The following is a 13,912-nucleotide window of genomic DNA, read 5'->3' on the forward strand; positions in this document are numbered from 1 at the left end:
TAGCCGCAACGCGAGTCCCGCCACGCCGGGACCGGAACAACAGGAGAGAGAATATGGCCACGCAGATGAAAGCCCCGCCTTCGGACAAGAAGGAAATCGTCGATATCAAGTATCCCTATGCCGATCTGGTGGCGCGCACGTCGCCCGGCGGCCGCTACATCGACACGCCGAGCGACGAGGAAAGCCCATGGATCCCCTTCGGTGACAACGCCGCGATCAAGCACATCGCCTTTGACGTGCGGCAGAACCTGTTCTCGAACATCCTGTGGGTCAAAGGCCCCGGCACCATCGGCACGCACTTCCATCGCGGCACGATCATGATGGTCTGCCTCGAAGGATCGGTGCGCTATCTCGAATATGACTGGGTGGCGACGCCGTTCGGGGTGATCCTCGAGACCCCCGGCGAAAGCCACACGCTGGTGACCGAGCACCCCGACGGCGTGAAGCTGTTCGGCTGGATGCAGGGGCCGATCGACTTCTTCGACGGCGACGGCAAGTTCGTCGAAACCACCGACGTGTTCTGGTTCATGAACCACTACGAGGAATATTGCCGCGAGAACGGCCTGCCGATCAATCCGAAGCTGTATCTCTGAGGGGGCGCAACCATGAGCAAACTCGGCGCCAAGACCGCTGCCGAAGCGGGCGCGTTCAAGATCGTTGCCGTGCCCGAGACCTACAAGCACGTGATCGACCAGTATGTCCGCCCCGGCAGCTATGTGGGCACCGACGAGGATGAAAGCCCGTGGGTGCCGTTCGGCGACAATGCCGCAATCCGGCACCTCGCTTTCGATGTGCGCAACAATGTCTATGCCAACGTCCTGTGGATCAAGAGCGCGGGGGTGATCGGCACGCACAAGCATCGCGGGATGGTCTGGGCGATCGGGCTCGAAGGCTCGTTCCGCTATCTCGAATACGACTGGGTCTGCCGCCCCGGCGACTTCATCACCGAATTCCCCGGCCACGCGCACACGCTGGTGACCGACGAGCCGGACGGGATGAAGGCGTTCTTCTGGATGCAGGGCGCGAACGAGTTCTACGACGACGAAGGTAACCACGTCGAAACGCTCGACGTGTGGTGGTTCATCAACCACTACGAAAGCTACTGCCGCGAGCACGGTCTGGAGATCAACCGGCAGCTCTATCTGTGAGTGAACCGCGCACTCTCGACCAGTTCGACATTCGCGGCCGCTCGGCGCTGGTTACCGGCGCGGCGAGCGGCATCGGGCTTGCGTATGCCGAAGTGATGGTCGAAGCGGGGGCAAAGGTCACGCTGACCGATGTCGATGCCGAAGGCGCTGCGCGGGAGGCGATGCGGCTGAGCCACGAGGGCTTCGAGGCGCGGTTCGACACCTGCGACGTATACGAACTCGCGCAGGTCGCCCGCGCGTTCGACAACCATGTCGCGGCCTATGGCGGCTGCGATATCGTCTTCGCCAATGCCGGCCTGGACGTGGGCAATGGCTTCTGGTCGCCCGACGACAAGCGCAATCCCGATGGCCAGATCGACGTTTACGATCCGGACCGCTGGTACAAAAGCATCGGCATCAACCTCACCGGCTGCTTCCACACCGTGCGCGAAGCGGCGCGGGTCATGAAGGCCAATGAACGCAATGGTTCGGGGCGCAGGGGCGGCTCGATCGTTATTACCAGTTCCAACGCGGCGGAAGTGAACGAGGCGATTGTCGGCGTGCCCTACATGGCGGCCAAGGCGGGGGTGAAGCACTTCATGCGCCACGCCGCCTACGAACTGGCTGCCTACGGCATCCGCGTCAACGCCATCGCGCCGGGGCCGTTCGTCACCAATATCGGCGATGGCTGGGTGAAGAAGAACCCGGTCGCCAAGGCTGCGTGGGACAAGATGGTGCCGGTGGGCCGCATGGCCGAGACCTACCAGATCAAGCCGCTGGCTTTGCTGCTGGCTTCGGATGCGGGAAGCTACATGACCGGCGCGCATGTGATGATCGATGGCGGGATGCAACTGGGCACCGTGAAACCGATTGATTGAGGACCATACCATGACCACCACCGCAAACGCCGCCATCTGCCGCGGCCATGATCACCCCTTCTCTATCGAACCGGTCGAACTGGCCGATCTGGCGCCGGATGAAATTCTCGTCCGCGTGATTGCCTGCGGCATCTGCCACACCGATCTGGCGGTGCGCGACGCGCAATTGCCCGTTCCGCTCCCGGCGGTGCTGGGCCACGAAGGCGCGGGCATTGTCGAGGCGGTAGGCAACGCGGTGACTGCTGCCAAGCCGGGCGACCGGGTCGTCATGAGCTTCAACAGCTGCGGTTCCTGCCCCAGCTGCGAAATCGACGCGCCGACCTATTGCTACAATTTCTTCCCCAACAACTGGTCCGGCACCCGCGCCGACGGCACGCCGTGCATGCGCCACAACGGCGAGCCGATGGCGGCCAATTTCTTCGGCCAGTCGGCCTTTGCCACCCATGCCATCGCGCACCAGAACAACACCGTGGCCCTGCCCTCGCGGTTCGATTCCATATCGCTCGACATGATCGCGCCCATCGGCTGCGGCCTGATGACCGGCGCGGGCGCGGTGCTGAATGCGATGGAAGTGCGAGAGGGAATGCCGATTGCGGTGTTCGGCACCGGCACCGTTGGCATGGCGGCGATCATGGCGGCCAAGATTGCCGGTGCGAACCCGATCATCGCGGTGGACGTGAACGATGCCCGGCTCGAACTGGCAAAGGAACTGGGCGCGACCCACGCCTTCAACGCGAAGGACGATGCCCCGGCGAAAATCCGCGAGTTGTGTCCGCATGGCCTGGGCTATGCTTTCGACACCACAGGGATCAACAAGGTCATCGAGGATGGCTGGAACCTGCTAGCGCCCAAGGGCATCTGCGGCATCGTCGGCGCGAGCGATCCGGCGGATAACCTCACTTTCAACGAGGCTGCCTTCATGGGCGGCGGGCGCACGGTGATGGGGATCCTCGGCGGCAATTCCAACGGCGCGCCGTTCCTGCTCGAACTGCTCGACCATCACCTTGCGGGCAATTTCCCCTTCGACCGGCTGATCGAGCATTTCGATTTTGCGCAGATCAACGAAGCCATCGAAGCGAGCGAAGCAGGGCTTGTGGTGAAGCCGGTGCTGCGGATCTCGGCAGAGTAGGCCGATGAAAGCGGTAGTCTTCCAAGGCCTGCACCAGCCGCTGATGCTCGAAACACTGCCCGATCCCACACCGGGCAAGGGCGAACTGGTGGTGAAAGTAGGCCGCTGCGGCATTTGCGGCAGCGACCTGCACATGTCCGAAGACGCGGCATACGGCTGCCAGCAGGGCGATATTCTCGGCCACGAATTCGCAGGCGAAGTGGTGGCGCTGGGAAAGGACACCGAAGGCCCCAAGGTCGGCGATCTCGTTTCGGTTATCCCGCTCAAGAGCTGCGGGCAATGCGAACATTGCCGCAAGGGCGAAGTGCAGTGGTGTAGCCAGTTTGGCCTGCAAGGCGGCGGCTATGCCGAATATGCCGTCACCCGTCCCAACCAGTGCGTGCCGCTGCCGTCAGGCCTCAGCCTTGCGGATGGAGCGCTGATCGAGCCGCTGGCGGTGGCGCTGCACGGGATCAACCTTTCGGGCCTGCGAGCGGGAGACAAGGTGCTGGTGCTCGGTGCCGGGCCGATCGGGTTGGCCGTCGCCTTCTGGGCCAAACGCATGGGTGCGAGCCGGGTCGCAATCCAGGACATCGCCCCGTTCCAGCAGGAGCGCGCGCTGGAGATGGGCGCAGACGCCTTCGTGGTCGATCCGGCAGACCCGGTCGGCAGTGCCGAACGTGCGTTGGGCGGCAAGGCTGACATTGTGTTCGAATGCGTCGGGATACCCGGCCTCATCGCGCAGGCCGTCCAGCAGGTGAAAGCGCGCGGCACCATCCTGCTGCTGGGCCTGTGCACCCAGCCCGATACATTCAACAGCTTCGCGATGTTGAGCAAAGAAGTGCGGCTGGTCACCAGCGCCTTCTTCACCGTGCCTGAATACGAAACGTCGCTCGCCGCTCTCGAAGCGGGAGCACTGGTACCGCGACTGATGGTGACAGACACCATCAGCCTCGCCAGCACGCCCGATATCTTCGAGAGCCTCAAGCGCCGCACCGCGCAGTGCAAGGTGTTGATCGCTCCCTGACCGGGCTCTAGAGCCGGCTTGCGACAATCCGGGGTCGTCCACCAAGGGGGCCAATGGCCGAAGCATCCACCGCAGAGACTTCCATTCCGGATACCAGCCGGGCCAGACTGATACGCGGCTCTATTGCCGGGCATCTGGTGCGGCAGACGACGCCCGCTATCGTCGGGGTCGCCGCGATCATGTCGGTGGGCGTGATCGACGCCTACTTCGTCGGTCAGCTTGGCGGCGCCGAGCTGGCGGCGATGAGTTTTATCTTCCCTGTCATCACTGCTCTGCAAAGCCTCGGAGTCGGGGTGATGGTGGGTATCAACTCGGTGGTCAGCCGCGCGCTGGGCGAAGGCGATCACGATCGCGCGCTGGCCCGCGCCAACCTGGGCATGGTGCTGGGACTGGCCGCAGGCGTGGTGCTGGGCGTGCTGCTGTTCGCGATGCGCCTGCCGCTGTTCCGGCTGATGCAAGCCGATGCCGCAATCCTGCCGCTGATCGATTCGTACATGGCACCCTTTGCAATCGGCTTTCCGCTGATGATGGCGATGATGGGGATGAACGGCGTGCTGCGCGGGCAAGGGGCGGCGAAGAGCAATACACTGGTGCTGCTGGTCTACTCCGCCGCCAACTGGGTGCTCGATCCGCTGCTCATCACCGGTGCTTTCGGCATGGAAGGATACGGCGTGGCGGGCGCAGCCTACGCCACGCTTGGCGGGTGGCTGGCAGCCATCGGGGTCGCATTCTGGCTGCTGGGCAAGCACGACCTGCCGTTTCGTCCGTCGGCGATGCGCAATTGCAACTGGAAGAAGCAGGTCGCCGCGATTTCGCGCGTTGCCGGGCCCGCCGCCTTCACCAATTCGATCAACCCGGCCGGTCTTGCGGTGCTCACCGCGCTTCTCGCTGTGGAGGGACAAGCAGCGGTGGCGGGCTTCGGTGCAGGCGGGCGACTGCAAAGTTTCGCCATAGTGCCGTTGCTGGCATTGTCAGGGTCGATCGGCGCGATTGTCGGCCAGAACTGGGGCGCACGCGAATTCGACCGGGCGCGCAAGGCGCTGGTACAGGCAGGGCTGTTCTGCCTTGCATACGGACTGGGATCGGCGCTGGTGCTCTATTTTGCGCGCGACTGGTTCGCCGCCCTGTTCAGCGACGATCCCGAGGTGTTGGCCGCTACCGGAGCCTATCTTGCGATTTCGGTCTGGGGATATGCCGGATTCGGCGTGCTGATCGTGGTCAACGGCGCACTCAATGCGATCGACAAGGCGACGAATGCACTCGCGCTGTCGCTCACCCGCGTGCTGCTGGTGATGGTGCCGATTGCGTGGCTTGCCCGCGCTACCCTAGGGACGCAGGCGATCTACATTGCCGAACTTGCCGCCAACCTGCTTGGCGGGCTGGCGGCGGCGGCAATTGCCTGGTGGGTGCTGTGGAAAGCCCCTAGCTGAGCGGGCGGCTCGATCCGAAGAACAGCGCCTGGCTGATGGCCGCGCGAACGGTGTCTTCCTGAAACGGCTTGGTAATCAGGTACGTCGGTTCAGGCCGGTCGCCCGTTAGCAGGCGTTCCGGGTAGGCGGTGATGAAGATAACCGGCACACTGGTAATTTCGAGGATGTCGTCGACCGCGTCCAGCCCCGAAGAACCGTCTGCCAACTGGATGTCAGCCAGCACCAGGCCAGGACGATTGCCCTCCACCACCTCGCGCGCTTGCGTGCGGGTGGCGGCCGTGCCGCAAATTTCGTGACCGAGCGAACGGACGAGATCTTCGAGCTGCATTGAAATCAGCGGTTCGTCTTCGATGATCAGGACGCTGGTTGCGGTTTCGCGTTCGATTTCAGCTACCGCTTCACGAACGAGGCTTTCGACATCGTCTTCGCTCAATTCCATGATCCGCGCAGCATCCGCTGTGGTGAAATCTTCCACCGTCGTCAGAAGCAGCGCCTGGCGGTTGGTGGGAGTGATCCGCTTGAGCTGATCCTGTGCCGCCTCTTCATGCATACTCGCAGCTACGCCCCGATCGGCCACTTCGAGATAGGCGCTGGACCATACCTTGCTGAACGCCCGATAGAGCGGAACCCGCCCGCCACGCAGCGAATCCGCCAGACTATCATCCGCCAGTGCGGCTTCGAGTGTGGCATGGACAAAGGCGTCACCTGTCGCCTGCGAACCTGTAAGCGCGCGCGCGTAGCGACGCAGAAATGGCAGATGTGCCGCGACTTCGGCTCCGATAGTCATAGAATTCCTGTACCCTTCCCGGAATGCATGTGGGCATTGAACGCCTCTGCGCGCGGTCGGTTCCAACTTAAGCAAAAAGGATCCGGAAGGAAAAAATTTGCAGAATGCAAAGATTGGCGGGAACCCATCCGGGGACCGGTCATTATCATTATATCACCGCCGGTACCCCCCCTCCCGTCCAAACGGCTGGTGATACGATCCCAAGGCCTCCGCTGATCAAGCGGAGGCCTTTTTTTCGGGCGTACGGGATTCCACGCCGACCTTACATCGCAACTGCCTTGCATTTGAGGGTGTCGCTCAGCCCAGCAGCCGGGCGAACAGGCCGCGTTTGCGACCTGCGGTAAGTTCCGCAACCAGCAGTTCGGGATCATAGGGCTTTTCGAAGACCGGCCCCATTTCGGCGATTTCGGACGGGATGTCCTGTGGGGATCCGGTCGAGAAAGCGATCCGTGGCGGATTGGTACCCAGCATCGTTACCAGTTCGGCAATCGCCCACCCATCGTCCCGGTCGGCCAGGTGTACGTCGAGCACGATCGCATCGGGACGCCCCTTTTCGAGCGCTTCCATCGTCGCCTGCATCGTCTGGCAGATCACCACTTCGCCAGTGTCGGCACGCAGGAAGGCATCCTCCAGCGTCATCGCCAGCACCGGATCGTCTTCCACCAGGATTACGCGTCCAAGCGGCTGGCGCCTGGCGGCTTTCTTGTCCGGAGCAACTTTCTTCGATGTGTCATTCGGTTTCAAGAAAAGCCCTCCGGATACGAACGCCGTATCATGCGCCACAACGCTGCCTGTCGCCAGCAAGTTCCCGGCTCAAGCCAGCTCCTTGACGTAGATCCGGTATTCCCGATTGACCTTGGATTGGATCGCATCGGCGATCGCTACCATCCCTTGGTTATCCTCCAGAATCCACCCAACCTCGGCGCGCTGCGCGCCGTGTTCGCCAACAGTATGGCGGCGGATATATTCGATCATCATGAAGGCCAGCTGGCTGGCCATCCGCGAGTTCTGATATTTCGGGATCACCCCCATCAGCGGCACCCGCCAGTTTTCCGAATGCGGCTTGCGCAACCACCACAGCAGCTTCGCCCAGTTGAACGGGAACAGCCTGCCGCCGTAGTCCTTCGTCTTCAGGTTGATATCCGGCCAGGCGAGCATGAAGGCAGCGGGTTCGCCATCGACATAGGCGATCATGTTCGCGCCTTCCTGGATCAGTGGCTTCAACTTCTTTGCACCATATGCGATCTCGGTCTGCGTAAACGGCACGAAGCCCCAGTTCTTCGACCATGCCGCGTTGAGGATTTCGATGCAGATCGCCGCGTCTTCGTCGAAGCGGCTCTTGTCCACCTTGCGCACCATGATCCGGCTGCTGCGTTCGCCCGAAGCAACGATGCGGTTCACCAGTTCGGGGAAGCCGTCGCGCACATGGGTCAGATCGTAGGTGAACAGCCGCTTGGCGGTGGCATAGCCCTGCGCCTCGATCCAGCCTTCGTAAGCGGCGTTGTGATGCCCCATCATCAGCATCGGCGGATGATCGTGGCCCTGCACCAGTAGGCCGGGTTCCTCCCACATCGAGAGGCTGATCGGCGCGAGCACACGGGTCATGCCCTGCTCGCGCAGCCATTCTTCCGCGCGCGCGATCAGGGCCGCCATTACCTCCTTATCGGTCGCTTCCATCAACCCCCAGTTGCCGGTGCCCGGCCCGAAGCCCTGCTCGGGCGGCTGGGCGAGTGCGAGTTCGTCGATGTGCGCGGAAATCCGCCCCACCACCTCGCCAGCTTGGCGAGCGAGGAACAATTGCACCCTTGCATGTTCGTGGAAAGGGTTGCGGCCAGGGGTCAGCAGTTCGACCATATCGGCGCGCAACGGCGGCACCCAGTTGGGATCATTGGCGTTCAGTCGATAAGCGCAATCGATAAATGCACTGAGGTCGCCCTTGCCCGAAACCGGCGCAATCTCTATTTGACCTGCCACAAATCCTGCCTTTTGTTCATGTGGCAGAAGCACTGCTTGTGCTTTGGGCGTCATGTCAAGCACACCCGCCGACAAGATTGTTCGAGAGTATTTTCGCGATGGATGCGACACCATTTCCTGAAGCTGCTGCCATCGGCCCGTCGGCCGAACGGCGGCGCGTGCACGCGCAGATTCCGGACGACAAGGCTATGCTGCGTGCGGCCGTGGAACTGACGCGCGACATCGGGGAGGCGCGGGCGGACATTTACTGGCCGGATATGCTGCTCAGCGCCCTGGTTGGCTATGCCGCGCTCGCGGGCGCAATCCTGTTCGAACCGCTATGGCTGGCGCTGGCCAGCGCGCTGGTGGCGGTGTTTGCTCTTTATCGCGCCTTGCTGTTCATCCATGAAATCAGCCACCTGCACCGCGATGCCCTCCCCGGCTTCCGCACCGCGTGGAATCTCTTGGTCGGCATTCCCATGCTCACGCCTAGTCTGATGTATGAAGGCGTCCACACGCTGCATCACGCCCGGACCAAGTACGGCACCGTCGAAGACCCGGAATACATGCCGCTGGCGCTGATGAAGCCGTGGAGCTTGCCGTTGTTCGTCCTGATCGCCGCACTCGCCCCGCCCGCGTTGCTGATCCGCTGGGGCGTGCTCGCGCCATTGGGCGCGATTTTCCCGCCGCTCCGCCGCCTTGCCTGGGAGCGCCTGTCCTCGCTGTCGATCAACCCCGTGTTTCGCCGCAAACCCGCGGGCGAGAAGGAGCGCCGCTGGTTCCTGTTCCAGCAGGTCGGTGCGAGTGTCTGGGCGCTGTTCGTGATGTCCACCCCGTTCTGGCTGGGCTGGAAGCCGCTGCTGGTGGCACTGGCCGTGGCCGCCGCCGTGGCAGTGTTCAACCAGTTGCGCACGCTGGTGGCGCACCTGTGGGAGAACGACGGCGAGGCGATGACGGTGACCGCGCAGTATCTTGACAGTGTCAATGTACCACGTTTGGTGGCGGGGTTCTGGGCGCCGGTGGGCCTGCGTTACCACGCGCTGCATCATCTGATTCCATCGGTGCCCTATCACTCGCTTCACGAGGCGCACCGGCGCATTTCTGCGCATCTGGGCGAGTGTTCAACCTTTGACGAGGCCAGCCATCCCGGCATGTGGCCGCTGGTCGGCCGTATCGCCCGCAGCACGATGGGACGGCGCGCCTAGCCACAAAAAAGGGGCCCCTGCACTGGCAGAGGCCCCCAATTCCCGGAAATCGAACCGAAAGTCTATTCGGCCTTGTCAACCGCTTCGCCGGCAGGTGCGGGCGCCGGAGCATCCGGCTTTTCGGCTGCGGCTTCGCCTTCTGCGGGGGCGGCGTCTGCGGCGGGCTTTTCGGCGGCCGCAGCGTCGTCGGCAGCAGGTTCGGCAGCTTCCTCAGCCACAGCAGCATCAGGCGCAGCCTCTTCGGTAGCAGCCTCTTCAGAGCAGCCAGCAAGTGCCAGCAGTGCAGCTGCGGACATGGCGGCAAAAGCAAATTTCCTCATCGACTCATTCTCCTCACCTCGAAAATCGACCCGAGGCGGCGATACGATGATTCGCGAGGCGCGAATAGATGCCGAAGTGAGGTTACTCCTCGGTTCGCACCAGAACCGTCTCTCCCACGAACAGGAACAGGAAGAATGGAGCCCAGGCGGCGATCAACGGCGGGTAACCGCCGAAGCTGCCCATCGCCAGCGCGGCATTATCGACCACGAAATAGGCGAAGCCCAGCGCCATGCCGATTACCGCGCGGATGAACAGGTTGCCCGATCGCGCCAGCCCAAAGCCCGCGACCGCACCCAGCAAGGGCATCAGCAGTGCCGAGAGTGGCCCGGAAAACTTGTGCCACCATTTCGCTTCGAGCTCGCTGGTGCGCCGCCCGGCCGATTGTAATGCCTCGATACTGCGGGTGAGCTGCGGCAAGGTCTCGGCATCGGGATCGACCCGGCCCAGTTCCACCTGCCCCAGCTCCACTCCCGGCGCGACTACCAGCTCGGTGATCGTGGCAGACTGCGCGCTGGCCACCGTGAAGGCGGTCGCATCGGTCATCCGCCACCCCGGCGCGGCATAGCTGGCGCTGTCGGCGGAGACTTGTCGCACGATCATCCCGGTCGCATCGCGTTCGTAGAAAGTGACTTCGCGAAACACCGTGTCCTCGCCGGTGCCGGTAGCAGTGTCGGCCATGAGGATGTTGCGGCCATCGGCGAAATAGACATTTCCGCGCGTTGTCGGGTCTTCGGGCACCGCCGCATAGTCCACCGCTTCCCACGCCTTCAGCGTCGCGCTGGCGCGAGTCACCACCCGCTCGTTGAACGCGAAGGAAATCGCCGAGACCACCAGCCCCATCAACAACAGCGGAGCGAGGATCTGGTGCGCGGACAGCCCCGCTGCCTTCATCGCAATCACTTCCGAATTCTGGTTCAGTCCCGCAAGGGTGATGATCGTCGCCAGCAGCACCGAATAGGGCAGGAACCGGGCGATCAGCTGCGGCAGGCGGAGCGAGGCATATTGCCACAATTGGGCTTCGCCATTGCCTTCCACCGCAAGGATATCGCCCGTCCTGCCGAGCAGGTCGAGCATCAGCAGCACCAGCACCAGCATCAGCAGCACCGCCACAATCCGCAGCGCGAACATCTTGGCGAGATAAATCGTCAGGCGGCGCGAGGGGAAGAAGTCAAGCAGCACCGGGCACTGCCTCCTCGTCGACACCGAACTCGGTCTCGGGCACCAGCCCCTTGAGACGCTTGCGCCCGAACAGACGACTTACCGCACGGCCGATCCTGGCATAGAAGGCTTCGAGGAAGCCGATTGCCTGCCCGCCGGGCACAAAGGCGACCTGATAGTACATCCAGGCGATCAGCGCGGCGAGAATTGCAAAAGGCCCCCACAGCGCCAGAAACGGATCGAGCTGGCCCAGCGCCGCCACTTCCGATCCGTACTGGTTGATCTTGTGATAGGCGACGACAATGACGATGGAAAGGAACACCCCCAGCGCCGATGTCGAGCGCTTGGGCGGAATCGCCAGTGCTACTGCCAGCATCGGCAACATGATCATCATCACGACTTCGACCATGCGGTAATTGAAATTGGCGAGGCTCCCCGCGCGCTCTTCTGCGGTGCTGTCCGGGTTCCAGCCGATCTCGAGCAGTTCGGGCAGCACGAATTCGCGCTCGTCCTCCCCGCGCGCGCGGAATTCCTCCAGCGCGGGCAGGTCGATCGGCAGGTCGTGCTGGCTGAAACTGAGTACGCGCGGAGTACCGTTCGCCACTTCGTGGACGATGGTCCCGTCGGCCAGCCGCAGGATGATGGTGTTGCGATCCTCCCGGTTGGCGAGGAACCGCCCTTCCCGCGCAGTGATCGAAAGCACCTGCCCCTCGTCATCGGCGAAGCGGGCGAAAATCCCGTCAAGCTGGCGGCCGTCATCCCGGCTGCCTTCGATCCGCAGTGCCATCCGGTCCTGGATCACATTGAACTCGCCCACCTTGATCGAAGCGCCCAGCGCGCCCGATTGCAGCTCGAATTCCATTTCCTCATAGGCGAAACGCGACTGCGGCTGGATATAGCCGACAATGGCGAAATTCACCGCCATCAGCACCACGGTCATCATATAGGGCACCCGCAGCAACCGGGTGTAGGACCAGCCAACCGCGCGCATGATGTCCAGCTCGCTCGATGTCGCCAGCTTGCGGAAAGCGAACAGGATCCCGAGCATCAGCCCCAGGGGGATCGCCAGCCCGGCATATTCGGGAATGACATTCAGCAGCATCTCGAACACGATGCCGATGGGCCCGCCTTCGGTGCTGACGAATTCGAACAGCCGGAGCATCTTTTCCAGCAGCAGCAGGCTGGCCGCGAGCACGAAAATGCCGATCATCGGCACGAGCACGAGCCGGAAGATGTAGCGATCAGTGGCGGTGATGAAGCGGGACAAGGGCGGCGTTTCGTTGGTGCTGGTCAGTTACCCTTAGCGGCAATTGTGCAGCGGGGTAGTCCCGCCTTTGTATCGTTTTGTCGGCCCTCACGCCTTTTCCAGCGTGCATTGCAGCGGGTGCTGGTGTTCGCGGGCGAAGTCCATCACCTGGTTCACCTTGGTTTCGGCCACTTCGTAGGGGAAAATCCCGCAAACGCCGACGCCGCGCTGGTGGACGTGGAGCATTACCCGCGTGGCCTGTTCCAGATCCATGCGAAAATAGCGCTTCAGCACCAGTACGACGAATTCCATCGGGGTGTAGTCGTCGTTCAGCATCAGCACCTTGTACTGGCTGGGCTTCTTCGGCTTGGCGCGGGTCTTGGTGGCGGTGCCGACCTGACCTTGACCGCCTCCCTCATCGTCATCGCCCGTACCGCTCCCCTCGCCGTCATCAGCGGCGGTCACGGCCCAATGCTGGGCGGAATCGGGAGTGGAGTAGATGGTCATGGTGAGGAGCAAATATCGTATCGGACAGGAAAGCTGCAAGAGGTGGATTGCGCATAGGGCAAAACGCCCGCGGCTTGAAGCGGGGCTTTGGGCCATTTCGAGGCCACATACGAAACAGGCCGGACAGCTTGCGCTGCCCGGCCCGTCGTCCCGGCCGCCGAGGGAGAGGAGAAGTGGCGGCCCGGAATTGTCGGCAGTTACGCGACCTTCGAGAGCTTCTCGGCGGCGAGGTTCACGCGGCCCGAAATCGGCGCCATCACGTCGTTAGCCAGCTTCATCGTGGCATCGGTGCCCATCGAGGTCATCGCCATCAGCGCATCGAAGTTGCGGCGCATGATCTTGCCCTGCAGCTGGAACAGCTCGGTCGGGCTCTTGATCGAAGCCATTTCCTTGATGTCGGCAGTGGCGGTTTCGTAGACGCTCTTGGCTTCGTCGGCGTAGGACTTGCCCATCGTCTGCACGCTTTCGGCAAAGATCTTGCCGCTTTCGACCACGGCTTCGACATTGCCCTTGGCGAACTCGGTCGCTTCGGTCATCGCCGAGGTGCTCTTTTCAAAAGCAGTCTGCGTGCGCTCCTGCATTTCCTTGACCGCGTCGGTCATGGTGGCGGTGAGGACATTGGTGTAATCGGGGGTCTTGGCGGCCATGATCTTTTCCTTGAGCTGGGTAACAGAGGGTTTGGTTTTCGCCACCGGGGCCGGCTTCACGGGCTTGGCGGCAGGTTTGGCGACAATTTTCTTGGCAATCTTCTTGGCGGCGGGCTTGGGAGCAGCAGCCTTGGCGAGCGGTGCCTTCTTGGCCGGAGCCTTCTTGGCTACGGCCTTCTTCGCCGGGGAGGGCTTGGCGGAAGTTGCCTTCGCTGCGACCTTTTCTACCGGGGGGCTGGCAGCCGGCTTCTCGTCAGCGGACACCGGAGCTGGCGTCGGCTCGACCTCGGCGGCGGTGTTCTCCGTCGTGTCGGCCTTCAACGATTCGACCAGCGGCTTGGCCTTGGCAGGCTTCGCTTCAGCCGCAGCTTCAGCGTAAGCCTTCTCGGCGCTGGCATCAGGCTTGGCAGTTTCGGACTGGGCCATAATTCCTCGCTTCTCAGGTCGCAATTCTGCGGCCTCTTGTTGCACTGCACCATTTAGGCTTGTGCAGGTGCGAAGTCAAGGTTTTTGTGCAG

General features: G+C 62.7%; 15 protein-coding genes. 7 read left to right on the top strand and 8 right to left on the bottom strand.

The features are described from left to right. Nucleotides 1-53: 53 nt before the first annotated feature. Genes JY451_04780 through JY451_04805 form a run of 6 tightly spaced genes read left to right on the top strand, consistent with a single transcriptional unit; the run spans nt 54 to nt 5,570 of the window. On the top strand, nt 54-593 hold the full coding sequence (locus JY451_04780) for a 2,4'-dihydroxyacetophenone dioxygenase family protein (GenBank protein QZH75903.1): 540 nt from the start codon (nt 54-56) through the stop codon (nt 591-593). A 12-nt stretch (nt 594-605) separates the two neighbouring features. Beyond that, nucleotides 606-1,148 (top strand): 2,4'-dihydroxyacetophenone dioxygenase family protein, encoded by a 543-nt coding sequence (locus JY451_04785; protein QZH75904.1) that lies wholly within the window; start codon nt 606-608, stop codon nt 1,146-1,148. Then, on the top strand, nt 1,145-2,005 hold the full coding sequence (locus JY451_04790) for an SDR family oxidoreductase (protein ID QZH75905.1): 861 nt from the start codon (nt 1,145-1,147) through the stop codon (nt 2,003-2,005). Before JY451_04785 ends, JY451_04790 begins: the two co-directional genes overlap by 4 nt. Nucleotides 2,006-2,015: 10 nt before the next feature. After that, complete coding sequence (locus tag JY451_04795) at nt 2,016-3,134, top strand: NAD(P)-dependent alcohol dehydrogenase (GenBank protein QZH75906.1); 1,119 nt, start codon at nt 2,016-2,018, stop codon at nt 3,132-3,134. A 4-nt stretch (nt 3,135-3,138) separates the two neighbouring features. Continuing rightward, nucleotides 3,139-4,140 carry an alcohol dehydrogenase catalytic domain-containing protein gene (locus JY451_04800; GenBank protein QZH75907.1) on the top strand — a complete coding sequence of 334 codons (1,002 nt, stop codon included), beginning with the start codon at nt 3,139-3,141 and terminating at the stop codon, nt 4,138-4,140. 53 nt (nt 4,141-4,193) lie between these two features. After that, nucleotides 4,194-5,570: an MATE family efflux transporter gene (locus JY451_04805; GenBank protein ID QZH75908.1), complete on the top strand. Its 1,377-nt coding sequence runs from the start codon at nt 4,194-4,196 to the stop codon at nt 5,568-5,570. On the opposite strand, the gene JY451_04810 is transcribed toward JY451_04805, so the two are convergent. The 3 genes from JY451_04810 to JY451_04820 form a co-directional block, all read right to left on the bottom strand. After that, nucleotides 5,563-6,357: a response regulator gene (locus JY451_04810; GenBank protein ID QZH75909.1), complete on the bottom strand. Its 795-nt coding sequence runs from the start codon at nt 6,355-6,357 to the stop codon at nt 5,563-5,565. The two genes, JY451_04805 and JY451_04810, sit on opposite strands and share 8 nt — an antisense overlap. Nucleotides 6,358-6,654: 297 nt before the next feature. Continuing rightward, on the bottom strand, nt 6,655-6,996 hold the full coding sequence (locus JY451_04815) for a response regulator (protein ID QZH76562.1): 342 nt from the start codon (nt 6,994-6,996) through the stop codon (nt 6,655-6,657). A gap of 174 nt (nt 6,997-7,170) precedes the next feature. Then, on the bottom strand, nt 7,171-8,331 hold the full coding sequence (locus JY451_04820; protein QZH75910.1) for an N-acetyltransferase: 1,161 nt from the start codon (nt 8,329-8,331) through the stop codon (nt 7,171-7,173). 98 nt (nt 8,332-8,429) lie between these two features. On the opposite strand from JY451_04820, the gene JY451_04825 reads away from it, so the two are divergent. Continuing rightward, nucleotides 8,430-9,515: a fatty acid desaturase gene (locus JY451_04825; GenBank protein ID QZH76563.1), complete on the top strand. Its 1,086-nt coding sequence runs from the start codon at nt 8,430-8,432 to the stop codon at nt 9,513-9,515. A gap of 62 nt (nt 9,516-9,577) precedes the next feature. Here JY451_04825 and JY451_04830 read toward each other — a convergent pair whose 3' ends face one another. From JY451_04830 to JY451_04850, 5 genes are all read right to left on the bottom strand, one after another. After that, nucleotides 9,578-9,835, bottom strand: coding sequence for a hypothetical protein (locus tag JY451_04830; GenBank protein ID QZH75911.1), 258 nt, complete (start codon nt 9,833-9,835; stop codon nt 9,578-9,580). A gap of 82 nt (nt 9,836-9,917) precedes the next feature. After that, the gene (gene lptG, locus JY451_04835; GenBank protein ID QZH75912.1) at nt 9,918-11,015 is read right to left on the bottom strand and encodes an LPS export ABC transporter permease LptG; all 1,098 of its coding nucleotides are present in this window, start codon (nt 11,013-11,015) and stop codon (nt 9,918-9,920) included. Further along, a complete protein-coding gene (locus JY451_04840) occupies nt 11,005-12,261 on the bottom strand; it encodes an LptF/LptG family permease (protein QZH75913.1) in 1,257 nt (418 codons plus the stop codon). The genes lptG and JY451_04840 overlap by 11 nt, the downstream gene beginning before the upstream one ends. A gap of 87 nt (nt 12,262-12,348) precedes the next feature. Then, complete coding sequence (gene clpS / locus JY451_04845) at nt 12,349-12,705, bottom strand: ATP-dependent Clp protease adapter ClpS (GenBank protein ID QZH76564.1); 357 nt, start codon at nt 12,703-12,705, stop codon at nt 12,349-12,351. 239 nt (nt 12,706-12,944) lie between these two features. Further along, complete coding sequence (locus JY451_04850) at nt 12,945-13,820, bottom strand: phasin family protein (protein QZH75914.1); 876 nt, start codon at nt 13,818-13,820, stop codon at nt 12,945-12,947. Nucleotides 13,821-13,912: the final 92 nt, after the last annotated feature.

The sequence above is a fragment of the Erythrobacter sp. genome, assembly GCA_019739335.1.
Lineage (GTDB): Bacteria > Pseudomonadota > Alphaproteobacteria > Sphingomonadales > Sphingomonadaceae > Alteraurantiacibacter.

Coding starts and splice junctions, on each gene's coding strand:
- JY451_04780 (QZH75903.1), top strand. CDS start 54: ATGGCCACGCAGATGAAAGCCCCGCCTTCGGACAAGAAGGAAATCGTC.
- JY451_04815 (QZH76562.1), bottom strand. CDS start 6,996: ATGACGCTGGAGGATGCCTTCCTGCGTGCCGACACTGGCGAAGTGGTG.
- JY451_04795 (QZH75906.1), top strand. CDS start 2,016: ATGACCACCACCGCAAACGCCGCCATCTGCCGCGGCCATGATCACCCC.
- JY451_04825 (QZH76563.1), top strand. CDS start 8,430: ATGGATGCGACACCATTTCCTGAAGCTGCTGCCATCGGCCCGTCGGCC.
- JY451_04830 (QZH75911.1), bottom strand. CDS start 9,835: ATGAGGAAATTTGCTTTTGCCGCCATGTCCGCAGCTGCACTGCTGGCA.
- JY451_04785 (QZH75904.1), top strand. CDS start 606: ATGAGCAAACTCGGCGCCAAGACCGCTGCCGAAGCGGGCGCGTTCAAG.
- JY451_04805 (QZH75908.1), top strand. CDS start 4,194: ATGGCCGAAGCATCCACCGCAGAGACTTCCATTCCGGATACCAGCCGG.
- JY451_04850 (QZH75914.1), bottom strand. CDS start 13,820: ATGGCCCAGTCCGAAACTGCCAAGCCTGATGCCAGCGCCGAGAAGGCT.
- JY451_04800 (QZH75907.1), top strand. CDS start 3,139: ATGAAAGCGGTAGTCTTCCAAGGCCTGCACCAGCCGCTGATGCTCGAA.
- JY451_04810 (QZH75909.1), bottom strand. CDS start 6,357: ATGACTATCGGAGCCGAAGTCGCGGCACATCTGCCATTTCTGCGTCGC.